Annotated in this window: 16 protein-coding genes; 10 read left to right on the top strand and 6 right to left on the bottom strand. The window is 71.3% G+C overall.

Annotation, left to right across the window (positions count from 1 at the left end; all coding sequences use genetic code 11):
- Window positions 1–222: 222 nt before the first annotated feature.
- Window positions 223–2,001 (bottom strand): AMP-dependent synthetase/ligase, encoded by a 1,779-nt coding sequence (locus QM633_RS06305; protein ID WP_415152883.1) that lies wholly within the window; start codon window positions 1,999–2,001, stop codon window positions 223–225.
- A gap of 213 nt (window positions 2,002–2,214) precedes the next feature.
- Between QM633_RS06305 and QM633_RS06300 the strand changes: the two genes are divergently transcribed.
- The 3 genes from QM633_RS06300 (at window position 2,215) to QM633_RS06290 (ending at window position 6,546) form a co-directional block, all read left to right on the top strand.
- Complete coding sequence (locus QM633_RS06300; RefSeq protein WP_415152882.1) at window positions 2,215–3,042, top strand: deoxyribonuclease IV; 828 nt, start codon at window positions 2,215–2,217, stop codon at window positions 3,040–3,042.
- Window positions 3,043–3,145: 103 nt separating this feature from the next.
- Complete coding sequence (pta, locus tag QM633_RS06295) at window positions 3,146–5,233, top strand: phosphate acetyltransferase (RefSeq protein ID WP_415152881.1); 2,088 nt, start codon at window positions 3,146–3,148, stop codon at window positions 5,231–5,233.
- 128 nt (window positions 5,234–5,361) lie between these two features.
- Window positions 5,362–6,546 carry an acetate/propionate family kinase gene (locus tag QM633_RS06290; protein WP_415152880.1) on the top strand — a complete coding sequence of 395 codons (1,185 nt, stop codon included), beginning with the start codon at window positions 5,362–5,364 and terminating at the stop codon, window positions 6,544–6,546.
- A 185-nt stretch (window positions 6,547–6,731) separates the two neighbouring features.
- Here the strand turns inward: QM633_RS06290 and QM633_RS06285 are convergent, their stop codons facing one another.
- Window positions 6,732–8,105 carry an NAD(P)/FAD-dependent oxidoreductase gene (locus QM633_RS06285; RefSeq protein ID WP_415152879.1) on the bottom strand — a complete coding sequence of 458 codons (1,374 nt, stop codon included), beginning with the start codon at window positions 8,103–8,105 and terminating at the stop codon, window positions 6,732–6,734.
- A 383-nt stretch (window positions 8,106–8,488) separates the two neighbouring features.
- Window positions 8,489–9,574: a LacI family DNA-binding transcriptional regulator gene (locus QM633_RS06280; RefSeq protein ID WP_415152878.1), complete on the bottom strand. Its 1,086-nt coding sequence runs from the start codon at window positions 9,572–9,574 to the stop codon at window positions 8,489–8,491.
- A 146-nt stretch (window positions 9,575–9,720) separates the two neighbouring features.
- On the opposite strand from QM633_RS06280, the gene QM633_RS06275 reads away from it, so the two are divergent.
- Window positions 9,721–10,209, top strand: coding sequence for a glutathione peroxidase (locus tag QM633_RS06275; RefSeq protein ID WP_415152877.1), 489 nt, complete (start codon window positions 9,721–9,723; stop codon window positions 10,207–10,209).
- Window positions 10,210–10,488, top strand: a complete 279-nt coding sequence (locus QM633_RS06270; protein ID WP_415152876.1) for a DUF2316 family protein — start codon at window positions 10,210–10,212, stop codon at window positions 10,486–10,488.
- On the opposite strand, the gene QM633_RS06265 is transcribed toward QM633_RS06270, so the two are convergent.
- From QM633_RS06265 to QM633_RS06255, 3 genes are all read right to left on the bottom strand, one after another.
- Window positions 10,489–12,537: a glucose PTS transporter subunit IIA gene (locus QM633_RS06265; RefSeq protein ID WP_415152875.1), complete on the bottom strand. Its 2,049-nt coding sequence runs from the start codon at window positions 12,535–12,537 to the stop codon at window positions 10,489–10,491. It abuts the gene before it with no gap.
- Window positions 12,538–12,734: 197 nt separating this feature from the next.
- Window positions 12,735–13,325, bottom strand: coding sequence for an STM3941 family protein (locus QM633_RS06260; protein ID WP_415152874.1), 591 nt, complete (start codon window positions 13,323–13,325; stop codon window positions 12,735–12,737).
- 163 nt (window positions 13,326–13,488) lie between these two features.
- The gene (locus QM633_RS06255) at window positions 13,489–15,006 is read right to left on the bottom strand and encodes a polysaccharide deacetylase family protein (RefSeq protein WP_415152873.1); all 1,518 of its coding nucleotides are present in this window, start codon (window positions 15,004–15,006) and stop codon (window positions 13,489–13,491) included.
- Between the two features lie 183 nt (window positions 15,007–15,189).
- On the opposite strand from QM633_RS06255, the gene QM633_RS06250 reads away from it, so the two are divergent.
- The 5 genes from QM633_RS06250 to QM633_RS06230 all read left to right on the top strand — a co-directional run.
- The gene (locus QM633_RS06250) at window positions 15,190–16,815 is read left to right on the top strand and encodes an ABC-F family ATP-binding cassette domain-containing protein (protein ID WP_415152872.1); all 1,626 of its coding nucleotides are present in this window, start codon (window positions 15,190–15,192) and stop codon (window positions 16,813–16,815) included.
- Between the two features lie 350 nt (window positions 16,816–17,165).
- Window positions 17,166–18,758, top strand: a complete 1,593-nt coding sequence (locus tag QM633_RS06245; protein ID WP_415152871.1) for a S8 family serine peptidase — start codon at window positions 17,166–17,168, stop codon at window positions 18,756–18,758.
- Entirely contained in the window at window positions 18,755–19,324 is a 570-nt protein-coding gene (locus QM633_RS06240; RefSeq protein ID WP_415152870.1) for an RNA polymerase sigma factor, read from the top strand. The genes QM633_RS06245 and QM633_RS06240 overlap by 4 nt, the downstream gene beginning before the upstream one ends.
- 1 nt (window position 19,325) lies before the next feature.
- Window positions 19,326–19,793 (top strand): carboxypeptidase-like regulatory domain-containing protein, encoded by a 468-nt coding sequence (locus QM633_RS06235; RefSeq protein WP_415152869.1) that lies wholly within the window; start codon window positions 19,326–19,328, stop codon window positions 19,791–19,793.
- A 170-nt stretch (window positions 19,794–19,963) separates the two neighbouring features.
- On the top strand, window positions 19,964–20,829 hold an 866-nt coding region (locus QM633_RS06230), incomplete at its 3' end, for a hypothetical protein (RefSeq protein WP_415152868.1).

Here is a 20,829-nt window from a genome sequence, read left to right as displayed (position 1 = left end):
TAGGCGGGCCCCGCCCGTCAGCCCGGTCACCCCTGAACGGGATTGGGGGACGGACCAGCGAACGGGAAAAGAACCGTCCCCGATCCATTCAGGGGACGGTTCTTTTCCCGTTCGCTGGTCCGTCCCCCAATCCCGTTCAGGGGTGACCGGGCTGACGGGCGGGGCCCGCCTACGCGTCCCTGGTGCGGGGACGGGAGGAGGCCGGGACCTGGCCCGCACCGCTCACTTCCGGTCCCTGCCCGCTCTGGCGTACATGTCGTCGACGAGCTGGGCGAAGCGCCGCTCGACCTCCTTGCGCTTCACCTTCAGCGTCGGCGTGAGCAGGCCGTTCTCCTGGCTGAACTCCTCGACGAGCAGGCGCAGGTCGCGGATCTGTTCGTGCTTGGCCAGCTTCGCGGTCAGCTCTCCCGCGCGGCGGCGCAGCTCCTCGAGGATGGCCGGGTGGGCGAGCAGTTCGTCCCGGTGCGACCAGGTGAGCTGCAACTGGCGGCCGATGTCCTCCAGGTTCGGCATCGACGGTGCGACCAGCAGGGTGAGGTACGGACGGTTGTCGCCCAGGATCAGCGTGTACTCGAAGAGGGGGTCGGCGGCCAGCAGCGCTTCGATGGACGAGGGCGCGACGTTCTTGCCGTTGCTGGTGACGATCAGGTCCTTGATCCGGTCGGTGATCACCAGGAAGCCGTCGTCGTCGAGCTGCCCGACGTCGCCCGTGCGCAACCAGCCGTCATCGAGGACGGCGGCCGTGTCGTCGGGGCGTCCCCAGTAGCCCAGCATCACATTGGGGCCGCGATAGCAGATCTCGCCTTCGGCGCCGATCCGCACCTCGCCGCCGTCGACCACGCGTCCGACGGTGCCCGAGCGGTACGCCGCCGCCGAGGGGAAGCTGACCAGCGGCGAGGCCTCGGTGAGCCCGTAGCCGGACAGCAGCAGCAGGCCGCACGCGGTGAAGAAGTCCTGGATCTCCGGACGCAGCGGCGCACCGCCGCAGGCCAGCACCTTCTTCGGCCCGCCCACAGCAGCGCGGACGCTGGACAGCACCAGCCGGTCGGCGAGCTTGAACCGCACGATCAGCGACCGGCTGCGTGGGCGGTCCTCGCGCACGGCAGCGTGGAACTCGCCGCCCACCCGCAGCGCCCACGCCATCAGGCGCTGCTTCAGCGGTGAGTCCGCGACCTTGTCCTTCGCCGCGAGATACACCTTCTCGTAGAGCCGCGGGACGCTCACCATGAGGTTGGGCCCGGCCCGCACCATCGCCTCGGCCACCGTGCGCGGGTCGGGCACGTAGGTGTTCAGTGCTCCGTTGTCCAGCACGACGTACGTCCAGGCCCGCTCCAGGGCGTGGCTGAGCGGGAGGAAGCACAGCGAGGAGTCGGTGTCCGCGAACGGGAAGTAGTCGTTCAGCACCTCGACCTGGAAGGAGAAGCCGCGATGGCTGAGCATGACGCCCTTCGGCTCTCCGGTCGTGCCGGAGGTGTAGATGATCGTGGCGAGGTCGTCCGCGGACGCGGCGGCCAGGCGGGCGTCGATCGCGTCCCGCTCGTCGGGGGCGGCGGCGAGCTCGTCGGACAGCGCCGGGACGTCGGGGACGGGATCGAACGTGACCAGCCGCTCCAGGGTGGGGATCCGGTCGCGCGCCTCCGCGACCTTGTCGAGCTCCCCCCGCCCGCCCACGAACGCCACCCTGCAGCCGGAGTCCGCCATGATGTGCGCGACCTGGTCGGGTGTGCTGGTGGAGTACAGCGGCACGGACACCAGGCCGGCCGTTGCGCAGGCGAGGTCGACCAGGGTCCACTCCGGCCGGTTGACGGCGAAGAGGGCCACCCGGTCTCCCGCGGCCAGGCGGAGGTCGACCAGGCGCGCGGCCAGCCGCCGGACGTCCTCGTGCAGCTCCGCGTAGGTGCGCACGTCCCAGCCGTCCCCGTTCGCGATCCTCGTCGCGGGACGCCCGGCATGGGTGGACGCGGACTCGGCGAACCTGACGGCCAGGTGTCCAGCGTCCATCGGGGCTCCTTCGCGGCGGTGTGGCCCATAACTTACTCCAGCGTAGGTAGCTGGAGAAACGCCTGCCGAGGAGGCTGCTGATCAATGCTGTTCCGAGCGAGGACGTGCCGGGCGGGATGAGCGGCACGGCCCACACCGCGGGGGCGATCCCGGCCCGGTGCCCCACGGTGTGGCCGCCGCAGATCGCCCGACCCGGCGCGCCGCCGCCCGGACATGGTTGTTCAGCAGTCTCCTAAACTGCTGCGCATGGTGCTGATGGGTGGTCACGTCGACCAGGAGGACCCGATCGCGGAGGCGCGCGCACGAGGTGCGGGGCTGAGCCAGTTCTTCCTCGGCGACCCGCAGGCGTGGAAGGGGCCCCGGGTCGCCTATCCCGGTGGTGCGGCCGCGCTCAGGGCGGACGCGGAGGCAGCGGGAGTGTCCCTCTACGTGCACGCGCCGTACGTGCTCAACCTCGCCTCGACGAACAACCGGATCCGGATCCCGAGCCGCCAGCACCTGCAGAAGCAACTCACCGCCGCGGCGGAGATCGGCGCGGCGGGCGTCATCGTCCACGGCGGCCACGTGCTGGCGTCCGACGACCCGGAGGTGGGGTTCGAGAACTGGCGCAAGGCCATCGACGGGCTCACGATCGACGTTCCGCTGCTGATCGAGAACACCGCGGGCGGAGCGAACGCCATGGCGCGCCACCTCGACCGCATCGCGCAGCTGTGGGACGCGATCTCCGCGTCCCCGAACGCCGACCGGGTGGGCTTCTGCCTCGACACCTGCCACGCCCACGCGGGGGGCAACGAGCTGCACGGCCTGGTCGACCGGATCCTCGCGATCACCGGGCGGATCGATCTGGTGCACGCCAACGACTCCCGCGACGCCTTCGACTCCGGGGCCGACCGGCACACCACGCTCGGCGAGGGGCAGTGCGACCCGGCCGGGATCGCAGAGGTGGTCGCGCAGGCAGGATCGCCCGTCGTGGTCGAGACCCCTGGTGGCGTCGACGGCCAGGCCGCCGACCTGGAGTGGCTGCGCGAGCGGGTCGGCTGAGCCATTCGAATTCCGGGACGAGTGATGCCCATCCCGCGTGTGAAACGTTCCAAACCACGGCCGTTGGTCGGACCAACTCGCCAGCGACGATAGCCTGAACCCCGTGAGCAACAGCATCTACGTGGCCGCGCCGGAGGGGCTGACCGGCAAGTCCATGGTGGCGGTGGGCATGATCGAGGCACTGACCAGGACGGTCAGCTCGGTCGGAGTGTTCCGTCCGGTGGTGCGCAGCGGCGGTGAGGACGACATCCTGCACACGCTGCTCGACCAGCCCGGCGTCGAGCAGAGCTACGACGAGGCGGTCGGCGTCACCTACGAGGACGTCCACCACGACGCGGACGCCGCCCTGCACCGGCTGGTCGAGAAGTACGCGGCGATCACGGAGAAGTACTCCTCCGTGGTGATCCTCGGCTCGGATTACACCGAGACCACCTCCCCGACCGAACTCACCTTCAACGCCCGTGTCGCCGCCAACCTCAACGTGCCCGTCGTGCTGGTCGTCTCCGGCAAGCACCGGACGCCCGAGGAGGTGCGCTCCGCCGCCGAGGGCGGGCTCGCCGAGTTCGCCGCCCACCACGCCAAGGTGATCGCCGTGATCGCCAACCGCGTCGCGTCCGCCGACCGGGCGGCCAGCGACGAGGTCGACCCGGCCGACCTGGCCGCGGTGAAAGCCGAGCTGGACAAGCTGCCCGGCGTCGTCACCGCCGCCCTCCCGGCCGACCGGATGCTCGCTGCTCCCGTGCTCAGCGCCCAGTTCGAGGCGATCGACGCGAACCTCGTCCTGGGCAACCCCGAACTGCTCGACCGTGAGGCGCAGGACGTCCTGGTGGCGGCGATGACCCTGCCCAACGTGCTGCGCCGGCTCACCACCGAGTCGACCGTGATCATGCCGGGCGACCGCTCCGACCTGCTGCCGGGGCTGCTGCTGGCGCACTCGTCCGGCTCGTTCCCGCCCCTGGCCGGCATCATCCTGCTGGGCGGCTACGAGATTCCCGACACGATCGCGCGGCTGATCTCCAGCATCCACAACGAGCTGCCGATCGGGATGAGCCCGCTGGGCACCTACACCGCGGCAGAGCGGCTGTTCGGGCTGGAGGGCGCGATGACGTCCTCGCCCCGCAAGGTCGAGGTGGCCCGCCGCATCTTCTCCGAGCACGTGGACGTGCCCGCGCTGCTGCAGGCATTGCAGGTGCACCGCTCGGACGTCGTGACGCCGCTCATGTTCGAGCACCAGCTGCAGGACATCGCGCGCTCCGACCGCAGGACGATCGTGATGCCCGAGTCGACCGACGACCGGATCCTGACCTCGGCGGACATCCTGCTGCGTCGCGGCGTGGCGAACCTGGTGCTGCTCGGCGACGCCCAGGACATCAAGCTGCGGGCCACCCAGCTCGGGCTCAGCCTGACCGGGGTGCAGGTGGTGGACCCGACCGATCCCGACCTGGTCGAGCGGTTCGCCGCCGAGTACGCACGGCTGCGCGAGAAGAAGGGCGTCACCCTCGAACAGGCCCGCGAGAAGCTGAAGGACCTGAGCTACTTCGGGACGATGATGGTCCACCTCGGCATGGCCGACGGGATGGTGTCGGGCGCGATCAACACCACCGCGAACACGATCCGGCCCAGCCTGGAGTTCATCAAGACCAAGCCCGGCGTCGCGGTGGTGTCGGGGTCGTTCCTGATGTGCATGCCCGACCGGGTGGTGGTGTACGCGGACTGCGCGGTGAACCCCGACCCGAGCGCCGAGCAGCTGGCCGACATCGCGATCAGTTCTGCGGAGACGGCGGTGGCGTTCGGCATCGAGCCGCGGGTGGCCATGCTGTCGTACTCGACGGGCACCTCCGGCAGCGGTGCGGACGTGGACAAGGTGCGGGCGGCGACCGAGCTGGTCCGCTCCCGCCGTCCCGACCTCGCACTGGAGGGGCCGATCCAGTTCGACGCGGCGGTCGACCCGGTGGTGGCCCGGACGAAGCTGCCCGACTCCCCGGTCGCCGGGAGGGCGACGGTGTTCATCTTCCCGGACCTGAACACCGGCAACAACACCTACAAGGCCGTGCAGCGCAGCTCCGGAGCCGTCGCGATCGGCCCCGTCCTGCAGGGCCTGAACCGGGCCGTCAACGACCTCTCCCGCGGCGCGCTGGTCGAGGACATCGTGAACACCGTGGCCATCACCGCCATCCAGGCGCAGGCCTGACATGGGGACGGTTCTCTACCCGGTCCACCCTCGGCGGGTGGACCGGGTAGAGAACCGTCCCCCCTCCGGGTCTCGCCCCAATACCGCTGGTCGAGCTTGTCCAGACCACTGAAACCGAGGAGCCCAGAATGAGTACGCCCGTCCTGTTGTTGAACTGTGGTTCGAGCTCGATCAAGTACAAGGTGATCGACGCCGACTCCGAGGCCGTGATCGCCTCCGGCATCATCCAGCGGATCGGCGAGGAGTCCGGGACGCTGGACCACAAGCTCGAGTCCGAGACCGTGCACGTCGACCGCGGCTTCCCCAACCACGCCCGGGCGCTGACCTACCTGGTCCGGGTGTTCAACGCGCACGGCCCCGACCTGGACACCATCCGCGCCGTGGGACACCGCACCGTGCACGGCGGCGAGGCATTCCGTTCGACGGTGGTGATCGACGACGCGGTGCTGGAGAAGCTGAAGGAGCTCAGCCCGCTGGCCCCGCTGCACAACCCGCCGGGCATCGCCGGCATCGAGGCCGCGAGGGAGGCGCTGCCCGACGTGCCGCACGTGGCGATCTTCGACACCGCCTTCTTCGCCACGCTGCCGCCCGAGGCGTACACCTACGCCGTTCCGGTCGACCTGGCGAAGGCGCACGGCATCCGCAAGTACGGGTTCCACGGCACCTCGCACAGCTTCGTGTCGAGGAAGGCCGCCGAGTTCCTGGGCCGCGACTACGGCAACCTGAAGCAGATCGTGTGCCACCTCGGCAACGGCGCGTCCATCTCCGCCATCGACAACGGCGTGGCCGTGGAGACGTCCATGGGGCTCACGCCGCTGGCCGGGCTGGTGATGGGCACCCGCTCCGGCGATGTCGACCCTGGCCTGCACGCCTTCCTGGGCCGCGAGCTAGGCATGGATCTCGGTGAGGTCGACAACCTGCTCAACAAGAAGTCGGGCATGCTCGGCCTGGCTGGCGTGACCGACTTCCGCGACCTCAACGAGCTGATCGAGGAGGGCGACGAGGCGGCGGCGCTGGCCCTCGACGTGTACTGCCACCGGCTGATCAGCTTCATCGGCGCCTACATCGCCGTCCTCGGCGGGGTGGACGTGATCAGCTTCACCGCCGGCGTCGGCGAGAACGACTCCCTCGTCCGTTCGAAGGTCGTGGGGCGCCTGGCCGGCGTCGGCGCGATCCTCGACGAGCAGGCGAACCAGGCCCGGGCCAGGGACGCCCGGGTGATCTCGACCCCGGAGTCGCCGATCACCGTCCTGGTCGTCCCGACGAACGAGGAGCTCGCCATGGCCCGCGAGACGAAGGCCGCGATCAGCTGAAGTCCGCGCCCGACACGCGAGTTTGCTCCCGAATGGCGGCCTTGCTCCCCAAATCCCGGGAGCAAGGCCGCCTTTCGGGAGCAAACCGGGCAGGTGGGGCGGAGGCGGCGGGCCGGGGTCGTCAGCGGGCCGGGGTCGTCAGCGGACGGGGTCGTCAGCGGGCCGGAGGTGGCGGGCCGGGGTCGTCAGCGGCCGGAGATCAGGTCGGCGAGCCGGGCGACCGGGGCTGTGGACGTGCGCCCGTCCTGCTCCCGGCGGTCGGCGGTGCGGTAGGCGGCGTAGATGGCCTGGACGGCGAGCCAGCGCAGCGGCTCCGGTTCCCAGCGGCGCACCCTGCGTCCCACCCACGGCAGCCCGGTCAGCTCGGTGTCCCTGCCCAGGACGAGGTCGGCGAGAGTACGTCCGGCGAGGTTGGTGGTGGCCACCCCGGTGCCGACGTAGCCGCCGGCCCAGCCGAGCCCTGTGGCGCGGTCGAAGCCGACGGTCGCCGTCCAGTCGCGGGGGACGCCGAGCACGCCGGCCCAGGCGTGCGCGATCGGCACGTCCGCCGTCGCGGGGAAGAAGTCGCGCAGCACAGCGGTCAGGTTCGCCACGGTTCGGGACTGGGTGACCCCGTCCTGGTCGACGCGCGAGCCGTAGCGGTAGGGGACGCCACGGCCACCCAGTGCGATCCGGTCGTCGGACGTGCGCTGCGCGTACATGTAGACGTGCGCCTCATCGCCGAGCACCTCGCCGCCACCCCAGCCGATCTCCTCCCACACCGCTGCGGGGATCGGCTCGGTGGCGATCATGGACGAGTTCATCGGCAGCCAGGTGCGGTGCTCGCCGCGCAGGTCCGCGGTGAAGCCCTCGGTGGCGCGCACGATCGCCGGTGCCCGGACCACGCCGGCGAGGGTGCGGGCCTCGCCAGCGACGATCTCCTCCACCCGGGTGCCCTCGTAGAGCGGAACGCCGAGCCGCTCGACGAGCCCGGCCAACCCGCGGACGAGCCGGGCGGGGTGGACGCGTGCGCAGTGCGGGTGCCAGGACGCGCCCAGGACGCCGCTGACCGAGACCCGCTCGACGGCCGCGTCCCCGGCCAGGAACTCGATGTCGGTCGCCGGCCAGGCGGATTCGCTGTCGTACCGGGCCCGCAGCCGGCCCAGCTGGGCGGGGGTACGGGCGACGGTGAGCTCGCCGCCCTTCACAATGCCGGCCTGGATGCCCTCGGCCGCCGCGACCCGGATCACCTCGTCGACGGTGTCGTTCATGGCCAGCTGGAAGCGGGTCGCCGCGTCGCGCCCGTGGCTGTCGGCGTAGCGCTCCCGGCTGCCGGTGATCGAGTTCGTGCACCAGCCGCCGTTGCGTCCGGACGCACCGAAGCCGGCGAACCGCTGCTCGAGGACGACGATCCGCGCGTCGGGCGCCGCCTTCTTCAGGTAGTACGCGGTCCACAGCCCGGTGAACCCGCCGCCGACGATGCAGACGTCCGCGTCCATCGAGCCCGGCAGGCCCGGGCGCGGTGCCGGCTGCCCGACCTGGTCCCACCAGAACGACACCCGGCCGTTCGTGACGCTCATCCGTGCCGCCTTCCCGCTGCCGGGGACCCGGCGCCGCGCCCAGTCTGGCGCGTCCGTTCCCCCGTCGTCCCCGGTCTCGGGCGCCGACCGTCCGGGGACGTTGTCCACAGGAGTTGTCCACAGTGGGGATAACTACACCCGTGTGATTCCCCGCCCGCGGCGAGAGCGCAGGTCCGTGCGAGGCCGGAACGCGACCGCACCGGCGAACCACCGACACCGCCGGCAACGAGATCCGGCCGGCGCCAGGGCCCGACGCCACCCGGCGCAGGCACCGCAACTGGCCCGCGGCCGCCTGGGAGGAATCGCCCACGCTGTGCTCTCGTCGCCGCGGGGAGCATGCGGCGAGCGGGACAGAACGGGCGATTCCTCCCCAGCGCGAGAGATCAGCCCGGCTGCCGGTCGGCCACGCGAGCCGGGCTCGGCGCCGGGCCGGAGCTGGCCCGCACGACCAACTCGATCGGCAGCGTGATCTGGCGTTCGGTGAGTTCGGTGTCGAAGGCGAGCCGCCCCGCGAGGCGGCCCTTCTCCCGGATCGGCTGGTGGACGGTCGTGATACCGAGGAAGCCGGCGTCGGGGACGTCGTCGAAGCCCACGATCGACACCTCGCGCCCCGGGGCCAGCCCGCGCTCGCGGACCGCGTCCCACACGCCCATGGCGAGCACGTCGCTCAGCGCGACGATCGCGGTCGGACGGTCCTGGACGTCGAGGGCGTAGCCGGCGGCCTCGCGGCCCGAGGCCCGGCTGTGGAAGGGGGCGGCGACCACCCTGATCCGCGCGTCGGGCAGCTTCTCGGCCAGGCCCCGCATCCGCTCGTCCTCGAACGTCCCCGGCCGCCCCGCGCCGGTGCGTCCGGGACGGTAGTCGAACTCCTCCAGCGCGTCGCGCGACGCCGACGACGTGACCACCACCACATCGCGGTGCCCGAGCCGCGCGAGGTGCTTGCCGACCAGCCGGCCGGCCTTCGTGTCGTTGATCGCCACCCAGTCGCCTTCGGCGGTCCGCTGCGTCCCGACCACGCGGACGCCGCGTCCCTGCAGCAGTTCGAGTCCCCGCCGCTGATCGGCGGGAGAGCACACCACGAGCGCGTCTATCGCCGCCCTCTGCAGCAGCCGGGCGGCCTCGTCCTCCTGCTCGCCCGCGCCCCGCAGCAGCAGCACCGACGCTCCGAACTCCTCGACCGCCTCGCTCAGCCCGGCGAGGAAGAGCACCGAGTACGGGTCGGAGAACGCGTGCGAGAGCTCCGCGCCGAACAGGAACCCGCAGACGTCGTTCTTTCCCGAGCGGAGCGCCCTGCCGGCGGCGCTCGGCCCGCCGTAGCCGAGCTCGCCCGCCTTGCTGAGGATCTGCTCACGCAGGGCCGAGGAGAGCCGGTCCGGCTTGCTGTAGGCATTCGACACCGTGGTCACCGACACGCCCAGCGCCTCGGCCACGGTCTTCATCGTGACCGTGCCGCTGCCCGTCCCGCCCATGACCAAACCCCTTCGTTGATCGATGCACCTGAACCGTACCCCAGCGGACAACGCCGGATCGAGACCACCTCCGCGGCCCTGATCACCGCGGGAATACCCGGCCCGCCGACGTCCTTGTGGATACCGACGTCGCGGATGGAGGACGAATGACGAACCTGGGCAGTTTCGAGGCCAAGACCATCACCGGGCAGGACCAGCGACTGGCCGAGTACCTCGGCAAGGTGGTGCTGGTGGTCAACACCGCGTCGAAGTGCGGCTTCACCCCGCAGTTCGGCGGCCTGGAGAAGCTGTACGACAACCTCAAGGACTCCGGCCTGGTCGTGCTCGGCTTCCCGTGCGACCAGTTCGCGAACCAGGAGTTCGACAATGACGCGGAGACCGCGGAGTTCTGCCAGCTCAACTACGGCGTGAGCTTCCCCATGTTCGCCAAGATCGATGTCAACGGCAGGGACGCGCACCCGCTCTACGCCTGGCTGCGCACCGAGAAGGGCGGCGTTCTCGGCGACGCCATCAAGTGGAACTTCACCAAGTTCCTGGTCGACCGCCAGGGCAACGTCGTGAAGCGCTACCCGCCCACCACTCCGCCCGAAGCGATCGAGGACGACATCCTGGCGCTGCTCGACCAGGGCCGCTGAGTGTCGCTCGACCGGGCCCAGGTCGCCCGCACGGTCGCGGAACTGCAGGCGAACCTCGAACGCTCCGGCCTCTCCAGCGCCGACCTGCGCCGGCTGACCGGCTGGACGCAGCCCCGCCTCGCCACAACGCTCACGGTGAACGGCGCCGACCCGGCCGACGTCTGGCGCCTGCGCGACCTGCTCGAGCAGGAGGTCGTCGACGCCGGACGCGAGCCGGTCGGCTTCTCCGTCCTCACCGAGCGGGCCCGGGCCTCCGCGTCCGCCTGGTTCGGGATCTGACTACGGCGTGACGTCGATCACCGGGTCGCCGGCGGCCACCGGGCCCGCCGGACGGGGCGTCACCGAGGCCAGCGTCGCGGTGTTGATCACGACCACGATCGTGGTGGTGTCGTAGCCGGCGGCCTTGACGCCGTCGAGGTCGACCGTCGCGAGCTCGTCGCCGGCCTCGACCCGGTCATCGGCCGCGACCTTCACCGCGAAGCCCTTGCCCTCGAGCTGGACGGTGTCGATGCCGACGTGGACGAGCACCTCCACGCCGTCGTCGGTGCGGATCCCGAACGCGTGGCCGCTGTCGGGCACGGTGATCAGGACGCCGCCGACCGGAGCCACCACGTGGCCGTCGGACGGCACGATCCCCACCCCGTCGCCGAGCGCCTTCGACGCGAACACCTTGTCGTTCACCTGGTCCAGCGCGACGACGGTCCCGGCCACCGGGGCAAGCACCTGGTCGGTCCGCACCAGGGTCGCGACCCCGCCACCGGCCGAAGCCGTACCGGCGGCCGCGGCGACCGGAGCGGTGGTCGCCGCAGCGCGCTGCGTCCGCTCCAGCGCCAGGTCGGCGGCGTTCTCGGCCTGCGTGGCCTCCCACTCCGCCTTCTGCTCGGGCGTGCGGTAGTCGGACGCGATGACCAGCAGCATCGACACCACGAACGCGGCGGCGATCGCGATCACGTAGATCCAGGTCGGGGCGAACACCGGGATGGTGAGCAGCGAGGTGAACGCGAAGGCGCTGGTCTTCACCGTGCCGAAGATCCAGCCCAGGATGCCGATCGTCAGGCCACCGGTCGCACAGCCGACCAGCATGCGCGGGTAGATCCGCTTGTAGCGCAGGTGGATGCCGTACAGGGACGGCTCGGAGATGCCGCCCAGCAGGCCTGCGGCCAGGGCGCCGATGGCGGTCTGGCGCACCTCGTTGTCACGGGCCCGGCTGGACACGACGAGGACGCCCGCGGTGGCGCCGAAGCAGGCGAAGTTCCACGTGCCCATCGGGCCCTGGATGAAGTCGTAGCCCAGCGTGCTGATGTTGGCCAGCATGAGCGCGTTGAGCGGCCAGTGCAGTCCCAGCGGTACCAGGAACGGATAGATCATCGGGATCAGGACGGCGAACAGCAGCGGCACGGTGTTGTTCAGCCAGGCCAGGCCCGCACCGAGGCCACTGCCCAGCCAGATGCTGATCGGGCCGATGATGAAGCCGGTCACCGGGATCATGATCAGCAGGCAGAAGAACGGGACGAAGACCATCTGCAGGTTCTCCGGGAAGATCCGTTTGAGCAGCTTGTAGAGCTGAGCGAGCAGGGCGACCATGATCAGCGGTACGAACACCTGGCCGCCATAGTCGTTCAGCTGCATCGGCAGCCCCGCGATCCTGGCCACGCACTGCGTGCCGAGATCGGTCGTGGTGCAGACCGTGTCGGCCGCACCGGTCAGCGACAGGTAATTCGGGGTGAACATCGCCGCCATGATCGCCGCACCGATCCACGGGTCGACATTCAGCTTCTTGGCCGCGTTGTACGCGACCATGATCGGCAGGAAGTACAGCACCGAGCGCCACATCGCGTCCCAGAACACCCAGGTGGCGCCGGCGTCCTTCAACCGGTCCACGCCCTGGAACGGGACGATGTGGAAGGCGTCCAGAATGGCGGCGATCGCGATGATCAGCGAGGACCCGAGCAACACGCCCAGCAGCGGACGGAACGAGTCCGACAGGTATTCGAAGAAGGCGTCCAGCCAGGCGAACTTCCCGCGCACCTTCGCGCGTTCGCGCGCCTTGATGTCCGCGTCGGAGAGCTGGGTGCCCGCGCCGCTCATCGAGGGCAGGTTCATGATCTGGTTGAACGTCGTCGCCACGCCCCCGCCGATCACGACCTGGTAGCGGTCACCGGACTGCGGCACCGCCCCCATCACCCCCGGGATCTTCTCCACCGCGCCCTGGTCGATGCCGGACGCGTCGTGCAACTCGAACCGCAGCCGCGTCGCGCAATGGGTGAGGCTGACGATGTTGTCCGGCCCTCCCACCGCGTCCACGATCTGTTCCGCTGTCGACCCCATCGCCTTTCCCTTCCTCACTGGAAAACAAAAGGAACCTGGGAACGCACGCGTGCGCGCGCGCCTCAGGTCCTGCCCCGCAACGGGAAACTCCACCTCGAGTCGTGACTCCGAAATGACACTAGCACCGCGCAATGCGGATGGGCAGACCCCATTTCCGGCGGGCCGCGCAGCGGTCCGCCGGTGGTTCCGCGGGTGGGTCAGGCCGTGGTGTGTCGTGGAACGGGCTGGGCGTGCAGCACCCAGCCGCGCCGGTACACGTCGATCAGTGCGGCCAGGTCGTCCGCGGGCGGGAGCCCGTTGGCGCTGATCCACACCGGAGAGCCGAACATCCGCAGGTTCGTCCTGGCCGCGATCCTGCGGATCGGGTCGAGGCCCGCGATGAACGCGTCCGGGTCGTCGAGGTAGACCCCGACCAGCCTGCTCCCGGAGATCTCGGTCGTACCGATACCCGAAACCCGTTGCCAGGGTACAAACCCGACTGCCGACATCGACGAGCCGTCGGTCAGCCCCTCCGGCGCCAGCCGCAGCGCGACGTGCGGCTGCACGGCGCGGACGACCGCGTAGGTGGTGGCCGGAATGAAGAAGGCCAACCCCACCCAGCCGAGCACCGCGAGGATGTTGACGCCGCCCAGCGCCACGGCAGGCAGCAGGAAGAGCGCCGTCGAGGCGGCGACCATCGCCATCCCGAAGACCGCCAGCCGTACTCGTGGTGCCCGGTCGGGTGTGAACTCGACGAGTTCGGGATAGTGGGCGAGCGTGCGCGCGTCCGTGAAGTGTGATCCAGCCATCTTTCGTCCCCCCCAGGATCGAACAGCCAGACCATTCCGACGCCCCCACGCCGTCCGGCCGACTGTACGGACAATCCTGCCAGTCGAAAGGGTGGTTCTGCGAGCCCCCCCGGCGAAAAGGTCCATCGAATGCACCGGCATTCCCGCGCCGGACCGGCCGCCGTCAACCGGTCCGGCCCCCGAAGTACTTCTTGCCGGGCGTCGTCGGTCCCAGCAGCTGGCTGACCGTCACGAAGGTGTAGCCCTTGGCGCGAAGCCGGTCGATGATGGCCGGCACGGCCTTCACCGTGGTCGGGTGGATGTCGTGGACGAGGATGATCGAGCCCCGCCTGGTCTGCTTCACGGCGGCCGTGACGGTCTTCTTCGTGTTCCGTGTCTTCCAGTCCAGGGTGTCCACGTTCCACAGCACCATCGCCAGGCCGGCCTTCCTCGCCGCCGCGTGCACGTCGGCGTTCATGGCGCCGTACGGCGGCCGCAGGTACTTCGGGGAGGTGCCCGTGTCCCTGCGGATGACCCGCACGGTGGAGGTGATCTCCGTCCGGATCCGGGCCGGCGTCAACGTGGGCAGCGAGCGATGGTCCCAGGTGTGGACGCCGATCTCGTGGCCGGCCGCGGCGACGGCCTTCGCGACCTTCGGGTACATCTCCACCTGCTGGCCGAGCATGAAGAACGTGGCGTGGACGCCCTTCCTGGACAGGTGGCCGAGCAGCGTGCGGGTGTACGGGCCCGGACCGTCGTCGAAGGTGAGCGCGATGCACTTCTTCTTGCGGCAGTTCACCCTGTCCGAGCCGGGGGCGGTCGGGCTCGGCGACGTCGCGGTCGGTGTCGGGGTGGAGGAGGTCCCCGGGGAGGGGTCGGACGTGGGCGCGGCGGTGGACGTCCCGGCCGGGTCCGTCGGGTGGGTCGTCGCCTCCCTCGCCTGGCGTCCGGCCGGAGTGAGGAGGGTGTCGGCGCGCTCGGCCGGGATGGCGAGGGTGACGCGCCCGTCCGCACAGGTGGCGACCTGGCACTCGTCGTAACCGACGATCAGGCTCCCGCCCTCGCCGAACGCCAACAGCGGGGCGGCGGACAGCGGGTCCGCCCCCGCCTCGCCGAGGTCGATCGAGCGCGCCGAGGCGGCGTCCCGCAGCGCGGCGAGCGTGGCGGTGTGGTCAAGCAGGTCGTCGAGGCCGAACACGGCGCCGGAGCCCGGCGCGAACCAGAACGAGCGCCACAGGTTCTCTCCGGACGCCCCGCCGAAGAGATAGCCGTCGGCGGCGATGCCGACCATCGAAGGGGACGCGGCCAGAACCCGCCAGCCGAGGTTGAGTTCGGGCGTCACCGCACCGGCGGAGGGGTAGTCCTTCTCGAAGGCACGGATCGTGGCGACGTAGTAGCCCGACAGCGTTCCGTCGATCGCGGGGAGCGCGAACTGCGGCCACGTGGCGAACACGTGACTCGTCGTGCTGGCGCGGGTGGCGAGCGCGGCGACGACGCCGTCCAGCAGTTCCGGGTCGAGGACCCGGGGGACCTCGCCGGTCGCGGAGAACGCGTCCTCGGTGGCGCCCGTCGGGGTCGGGGTGGCGGAGGGCGACGGGCTCGCCGTCGCCGGCGCGGGCGTGGACGCCGTGGGCACCGGATAGTTGATCGCGCAGCCCGAGAGCACCACCAGGCCCACGAGGGCAGAGCAGAGCTTGTTCAACCGTCCTCCTCCTGTGCTGTGCCCGACCGTACCCAGCCGTCCTGAACGCCGACCGGGGTCCCGCTCAGGCGTCGCTCAGGTCGCCGTTCAGGTCTGGTTTGACGCGACGGCCACCCGTCCCGCACTCTGGGGGCATGTGGATCTGACCTCTCGCCCTGCTCCTTCCAGCGATTGAGGTCATCCGTGTCCGCCACCCTCTTCCTCTCCGGCGTCGCCGCGTCCTTCGGCGCCCACGCCCTGTTCGACGGTCTGGACGCCACCGTCGCGCCCGGCGACGTCACCGCGCTGGTCGGCCCGAACGGCTCGGGCAAGACGACCCTGCTGCGGATCGTCGCCGGCGAGCACCCTGCTGACGCCGGGACGGTGCGGCTCGCACCGGCGGATGCCACGATCGGCTACCTGCCGCAGGCGGCGCCCTCGCCGCAGGAGTCGCTCCTGGCCTACACGCGCCGCCGCACCGGGGTGGAGCGCGCACAGGCCGAGTTCGAGGACGCCGCCGGCGCACTCGCCTCCGGCATCGGCGGAGCGGACGACCGGTATGCGCGCGCCCTCGACCGTTGGCTGCTGCTCGGCGGCGCCGACCTCGAGGTACGCCTGGCGGACGTCCTGGCCCGGCTCGACCTTCGCGTGGACCCCGAGCGTCCGCTCGGGACGCTGTCCGGCGGCCAGACCGCGCGGGCGGCGCTGGCCTCGATCCTGGTCAGCCGGTACGACGTCCTGCTGCTGGACGAGCCCACGAACAACCTCGACGCGGACGGCCTGGCCACGCTCACCACGTTCGTAGAGGGTGCGCGCTCGCCGGTGCTGGTGGCCTCCCACGACCGGGCCTTCCTGGACGCGGTGGCCACCTCGGTGCTCGAGCTCGACCTGCCGCAGCAGGCCGTCCACCACTACACCGGGGGCTGGACGGAGTACCGGGCGGCGAAGGAACTCGCCCGCGCACAGGCGGAGGAGGCGTACCAGACCTACGCCGAGCGGCACGACGACCTGGTCGAGCAGGCCCGGCGCAGGACCGACTGGGCGCGGCAGGGACGGGCGACGGCGGCCCGGCTGCCACCGGGCAGCGCGCTGGAGAAGAAGTACCGCCAGGACCGCGCGCGCCGGATGGACCAGCGCGCGGCCCGCGTCCGCGACGCCGCCGAGCGCCTGGCGGAAGTGGAACAGCCGCGCAAGGAGTGGGAACTGCGGTTCTCGATCGCGGAGGCGCAGGCGTCCGCCGAGGTGGTGCTCACCCTGGACGCCGTCCTGGCCAGGGCAGGCGACTTCACCATCGGTCCGGTGTCGGCCCAGGTCGTCCGCGGTGACCGGGTGGCCCTGGTCGGGCCGAACGGCTCGGGGAAGACCACCCTGCTGCGGGCGCTGCTCGGCCGGGGCGAGGTCGCGTCCGGACGGGTGTCGTGGGGGACGCGGACCGTGCTCGGCACCCTCGACCAGGCCAGGGACGCGATCAGCGGCGCGGCGAGCCTCCAGGACACCGTGCACGGGGCGCTCGACGACCCGGACCCGGCCGCCGTGCGGACGCTGCTGGCGAAGTTCGGCCTCGGACCCGAGCATGTCGGGCGTCCGTGCGAGAGCCTCTCTCTCGGCGAGCGGACGCGCGCGGCGCTCGCGGTGCTGCAGGCCCGGGCCGTGAACGTGCTCGTCCTCGACGAGCCCACCAACCACCTCGACGCCGCCGCGATCGACCAGCTGCAGGCGGCGCTGGTCAGCTTCGGCGGCACCCTGCTGATCGTCACCCACGACCGTGCGCTGCTCGACGCGCTGGAGCCCACCCAGGTCTGGGACGTCACCGACGGCACCGTCGGGTGACAGCGAGGCCCGGCCGAGGGCGACGGTTTCACGCACGGCGTCGGGCCGGCCTGCGGCGCTCCCCCCGAAGCGCCCAGGCGGTCGTTCCCGCGGCGGGACCCCCTCACCTCGCGGGTGCCCGACGCCGTGCACGAACCTCGGCCGGCAGCTTCACCCGCGTCCCTCCTCGCGGGTGCCGGCCTGCCGACCGGACGCCCATGAGAGCGTCCACCCTGCGCGTTGATACGTGGTCCGTCCAGGATTCGGCCGAGTCTCCCCCTGCACACAGGTATCAGAGTGCGTAATCGCTGCTCTACCGGTGGAAGAGGCTGCTGCCTACGCTTGACACCGCCGGTCCCCAGGAGGTCTCCGTGATCCGAGTGCTTGACCCCGCCACCGCCGTCGTCCGTCCGGGTCAGGAGCTCGGTACGACCGCCTACGTCTCCGACCGGCTGCTGGTGCGGAACAACCAGTTGTGGGACCGAGACCAGCGCGTCGACCAGGTGCTGGCCGAGCTCGGCTGGGGACTGCGCGTTCCCGAGCGCTACCGGGACAAGGGCATCCCGCGGCGGGCGCCGCGCAATCCCGGGATCGACCTGGAGTCGAGCCAGGTGGCCGGCCTCGAGCTCCGCATCATCACCGACGCTCCGACCGCCGCGCCCGACGCCTGGACCGCGCTGCAACAGATCCGGACGGCGGCCCCCGATGTCGCCGACTCCTACGAGCTCGTGCACGTGATGGTCGCCGCCGACACCTGGTCGGGGGTGGGCAAGGGCGGCAGCTACATTCCTGGCATCGGGAAGGGCGGGAGTTACGTCCCCGGGATCGGGAAGGGCGGCAGCTACGTCCCCGGGATCGGTCTGGGTCCCGACGAGTTCGGCGTCCCGGGTTACGGCGGCAAGGCTCCGGTCGCCCTGGTGGTGGCCGACCCGTCGAAGACCGCCCCCCGCCTGAAACGGCCGCCGGTCGTGGTGATGCCCGACACCGGGATCGGCGCGCACCCCTGGTTCCCGGACGAGGCCACCGTCGGTGTGGGCCCGGCCCAGCCCGCGTCCCTCGGCGTGCGGGTCTTCGGCAGCCCCGTCGCCGATCGCGAACCCGCCATCGCCGCCCGGCTCACCGGCGAGCTCGCCAGGCTCGCCGGCCACGGCACCTTCATCGCCGGTATCGTCCGGCAGGCCTGCCCCGCAGCCCGGCTGACCTCCTACGCCGTGATGTCGTCGGCGGGTCTGGTCGCCGAGGACGACGCCCTCGATGTCCTGCAGCAGGTCCTCGACCAGCAACTCGCCGCGCTGGCCGCCGGCGACCCGTCCGCGATCGTCGACGTCCTCACCCTCTCGTTCGGCTACTACCACGAGGACCTGCCCGACGAGGACAGCGATCCCTCCACCCTGCCGTCCACCAGCATTGGCACACTGCTTCGCGACCTCGGCCGGGCGGGCGTGCTCGTCGTCGCGGGCGCAGGCAACGACGGCACCAGCCGCCCGTTCCTGCCCGCGGCCTTCGCCGGCGACACCGGCACCGGCTCGGGCGATCTGCCACTGGTCAGCGTGGGCTCGCTCAACCCGAACCACGCCACGGTGTCGCTGTTCTCCAACGGCGGCACCTGGGTCACCGCCTACCGGCACGGCGCGGCGATCGTCTCCACCCTCCCCCGGCTCCAGAACGCCAGTTCCCAGTCCTCCTCGGACGTGGCCGGCCTCGACACCCTCACCGGTGCCGCGAAGCATGCCGTCGAGGACGGCACCGCGCCCGCCCCCGCGGACCGGTCCACGATCGACATGGACGACTTCTCCGGCGGCTTCGGCGTGTGGAGCGGCACGTCCTTCTCCGCGCCGCTGCTGGCCGGTCAACTCGCCCAGGCCCTGGTCGGCCAGGGCACCGACGCGGTCGACCTCGACACGCTGCGCAGCCGCGGCTGGGCGGCTCTGGCGCGGGTCCTGCGACCGCTGAGACGGCTGTGAACACCGTCTCGCCGCTCGGCGCGCAGGCCGCGAGTGCATTCGTCGCCTACCGGGAGGGTGATCGCGACCAGTTGCGCGTCCTGGTCGGGCTGCTGACGCCCCTGCTGTGGCACACCGCCCGCGCGCAACGCGCCCCCCAGCACATCGCCGAGGAGGCCATCCAGACGGCCTGGCTGCGCCTGGTCGACAGCGCGGCGACGATCAGCGACCCGAAGGGCGTCGTGTCCTGGCTGGTGGTGACGGTCAAGCGCGAGACCTGGCGGCTGCTCCGCCTGGCCGGGCGCGAGGTCGCCCCCGAGGCCGGCGTCCCGGACGTCGCAGACGAGGTCACTCCCGAGTCGCTCAGCATCGCCACCGAGCAGCAGCGCGTGTTGTGGCGCCACGTCGAGGAGCTGCCCGAGCGCTGCCGGGCGCTGCTGCGGGTGATCGCCTTCGCCGCCACCCCCGACTACGCCGGCGTCGCCGCGAGCCTGGGCATGCCCATCGGCAGCATCGGCCCGACCCGCGGACGCTGCCTGGCGAAGCTGCGCACCGCGCTCCTCACCGACCCGAGCTGGGAGGCCTGAGATGACTGACGACACCTACCCCGGCGCCGACGAGCTGCTCGACGCCACCGACGAACGCATCCTCGCGGGGCTCGCGACGCTGTACGACCTGGTCGATCCGGTACCCACCGATCTGGCCCAGCGCATCGACTTCGCGCTCGCCGTCGCCGAACTGGAGGCGGACATCGCTGAACTCACCCGCGGTGAGCTGGTCGGTGTCCGGGGGGAGGAGACCGACTCGGTCACCTTCACCAGCGGCTCCCTGAGCCTGATGGTGACCACGGTGGTCGCCGCCCACCAGGTCCGGATCGACGGGTGGGTGACCAGCGCCGGGGCGGAGGTGGACGCGGTGGCCGAGGGCGTCACGCGCAGTACGGTCGCGGACGACGCCGGCCGGTTCGCCCTCGACAACCTGCCTCGCGGTCGCGTCCACTTCGTGGTGCGCCGAGACGGCTACCGCCCGGTGATCACGCCGTCGATGGAACTCTGACGACAGCTCCCGAGGGCGGGGAACACCCGCTCGACCGGGCCCGCGAGCTGAGGCTGGCGGCGGTAGCCGACAACGCCGCCGGCCGGCCGCGTCGGGCAGCCAAGACGCTGCACGGGGCACTCGCCATGTTGCCACCGCTGGACCGGCCGACCGAACGGGAAACAGAACTCGTGCGGGTTTCGTGTCTGCTCACTCTCGCGATGGCGGACCTCGCGCTGTCCGGTTTCGCCGCCGCGTCGGCACGGCTCGAACAGGCTTTCGCCTTGGCCGGGACCGATCCGGAGTTGCGTGCCCGGTGCCAGTGCCAGCGAGGAAACGTCCTGCTCCAGGCTGGCGAGTTCGCCGAGGCGGCACGCGACCTCGCTGTCGCCGAGAGCGAGCCCCAATGGTTCTCGACGCGGGAGCGGGCCGTGATCGGTGTCAGCCTCGGAGTCGTGTCCTTCGAGCTCGGCCGGCCCGACGAGGCGATCCGTGCTGAAGCGACCGCAGCAGATATTGCCCGTGAGGCCGGCGACGACCGGCTGCTCTTCATGGCCGAGCACAACCGCGGCTATCACCGCTACCTCACCGGAGATCTGCCAGGCGCGCTGGCCGCCATGGCGGCCGCCGAAGAACTCGATGCCGACGTATTTCGCGGCACCTCGCTGTTCGCGCTCGCCCGGGTACTCGGCGAGGCCGGCCTGCTCGACCAGGCGGTGGGGGCCCTCGACAGGGCGGAGGCGGCCTGCCGTCCGCGCGTGGACCGGATGCTACGCGCGGAGATCGAACGAGAGCGAGCAGTCCTGTTACGACTTGCCGGCGAGTTCACCGAGGCCGCGGCGTCCGCTCGCTCCGCTCTGAGCCGGTTCCAGCAGCTCGGCGCCCCCGGACCCGCCGCGACGGCCGCGCTGATCGTGCTGGACTGCGATCTCAGCCGGGGTCGGCGACTCGGGAGGGTGCTGGAGAACTCCTTGAGTCTCGGCGAGGTGGCACGCGGGCTGGGGGACACCGACCTCGCTGCACGCAGCAGTGCGGTCGCCGCCGAGGCCGCCGCGCG

The organism is Propionicimonas sp., from assembly GCF_047606205.1.
Taxonomy (GTDB): domain Bacteria; phylum Actinomycetota; class Actinomycetes; order Propionibacteriales; family Propionibacteriaceae; genus Propionicimonas.
The sequence above is the reverse complement of the archived record's forward strand: the minus strand, read 5'-3'. Positions and strand labels throughout refer to the sequence as shown.

What these genes read in the sequence shown, in the direction of transcription:
- QM633_RS06305 (WP_415152883.1), bottom strand. Translation starts at nt 2,001, where the DNA reads ATGGACGCTGGACACCTGGCCGTCAGGTTCGCCGAGTCCGCGTCCACC.
- QM633_RS06285 (WP_415152879.1), bottom strand. Translation starts at nt 8,105, where the DNA reads ATGAGCGTCACGAACGGCCGGGTGTCGTTCTGGTGGGACCAGGTCGGG.
- QM633_RS06280 (WP_415152878.1), bottom strand. Translation starts at nt 9,574, where the DNA reads ATGGGCGGGACGGGCAGCGGCACGGTCACGATGAAGACCGTGGCCGAG.
- QM633_RS06290 (WP_415152880.1), top strand. Translation starts at nt 5,362, where the DNA reads ATGAGTACGCCCGTCCTGTTGTTGAACTGTGGTTCGAGCTCGATCAAG.
- QM633_RS06260 (WP_415152874.1), bottom strand. Translation starts at nt 13,325, where the DNA reads ATGGCTGGATCACACTTCACGGACGCGCGCACGCTCGCCCACTATCCC.
- QM633_RS06275 (WP_415152877.1), top strand. Translation starts at nt 9,721, where the DNA reads ATGACGAACCTGGGCAGTTTCGAGGCCAAGACCATCACCGGGCAGGAC.
- QM633_RS06235 (WP_415152869.1), top strand. Translation starts at nt 19,326, where the DNA reads ATGACTGACGACACCTACCCCGGCGCCGACGAGCTGCTCGACGCCACC.
- QM633_RS06300 (WP_415152882.1), top strand. Translation starts at nt 2,215, where the DNA reads ATGGTTGTTCAGCAGTCTCCTAAACTGCTGCGCATGGTGCTGATGGGT.
- QM633_RS06265 (WP_415152875.1), bottom strand. Translation starts at nt 12,537, where the DNA reads ATGGGGTCGACAGCGGAACAGATCGTGGACGCGGTGGGAGGGCCGGAC.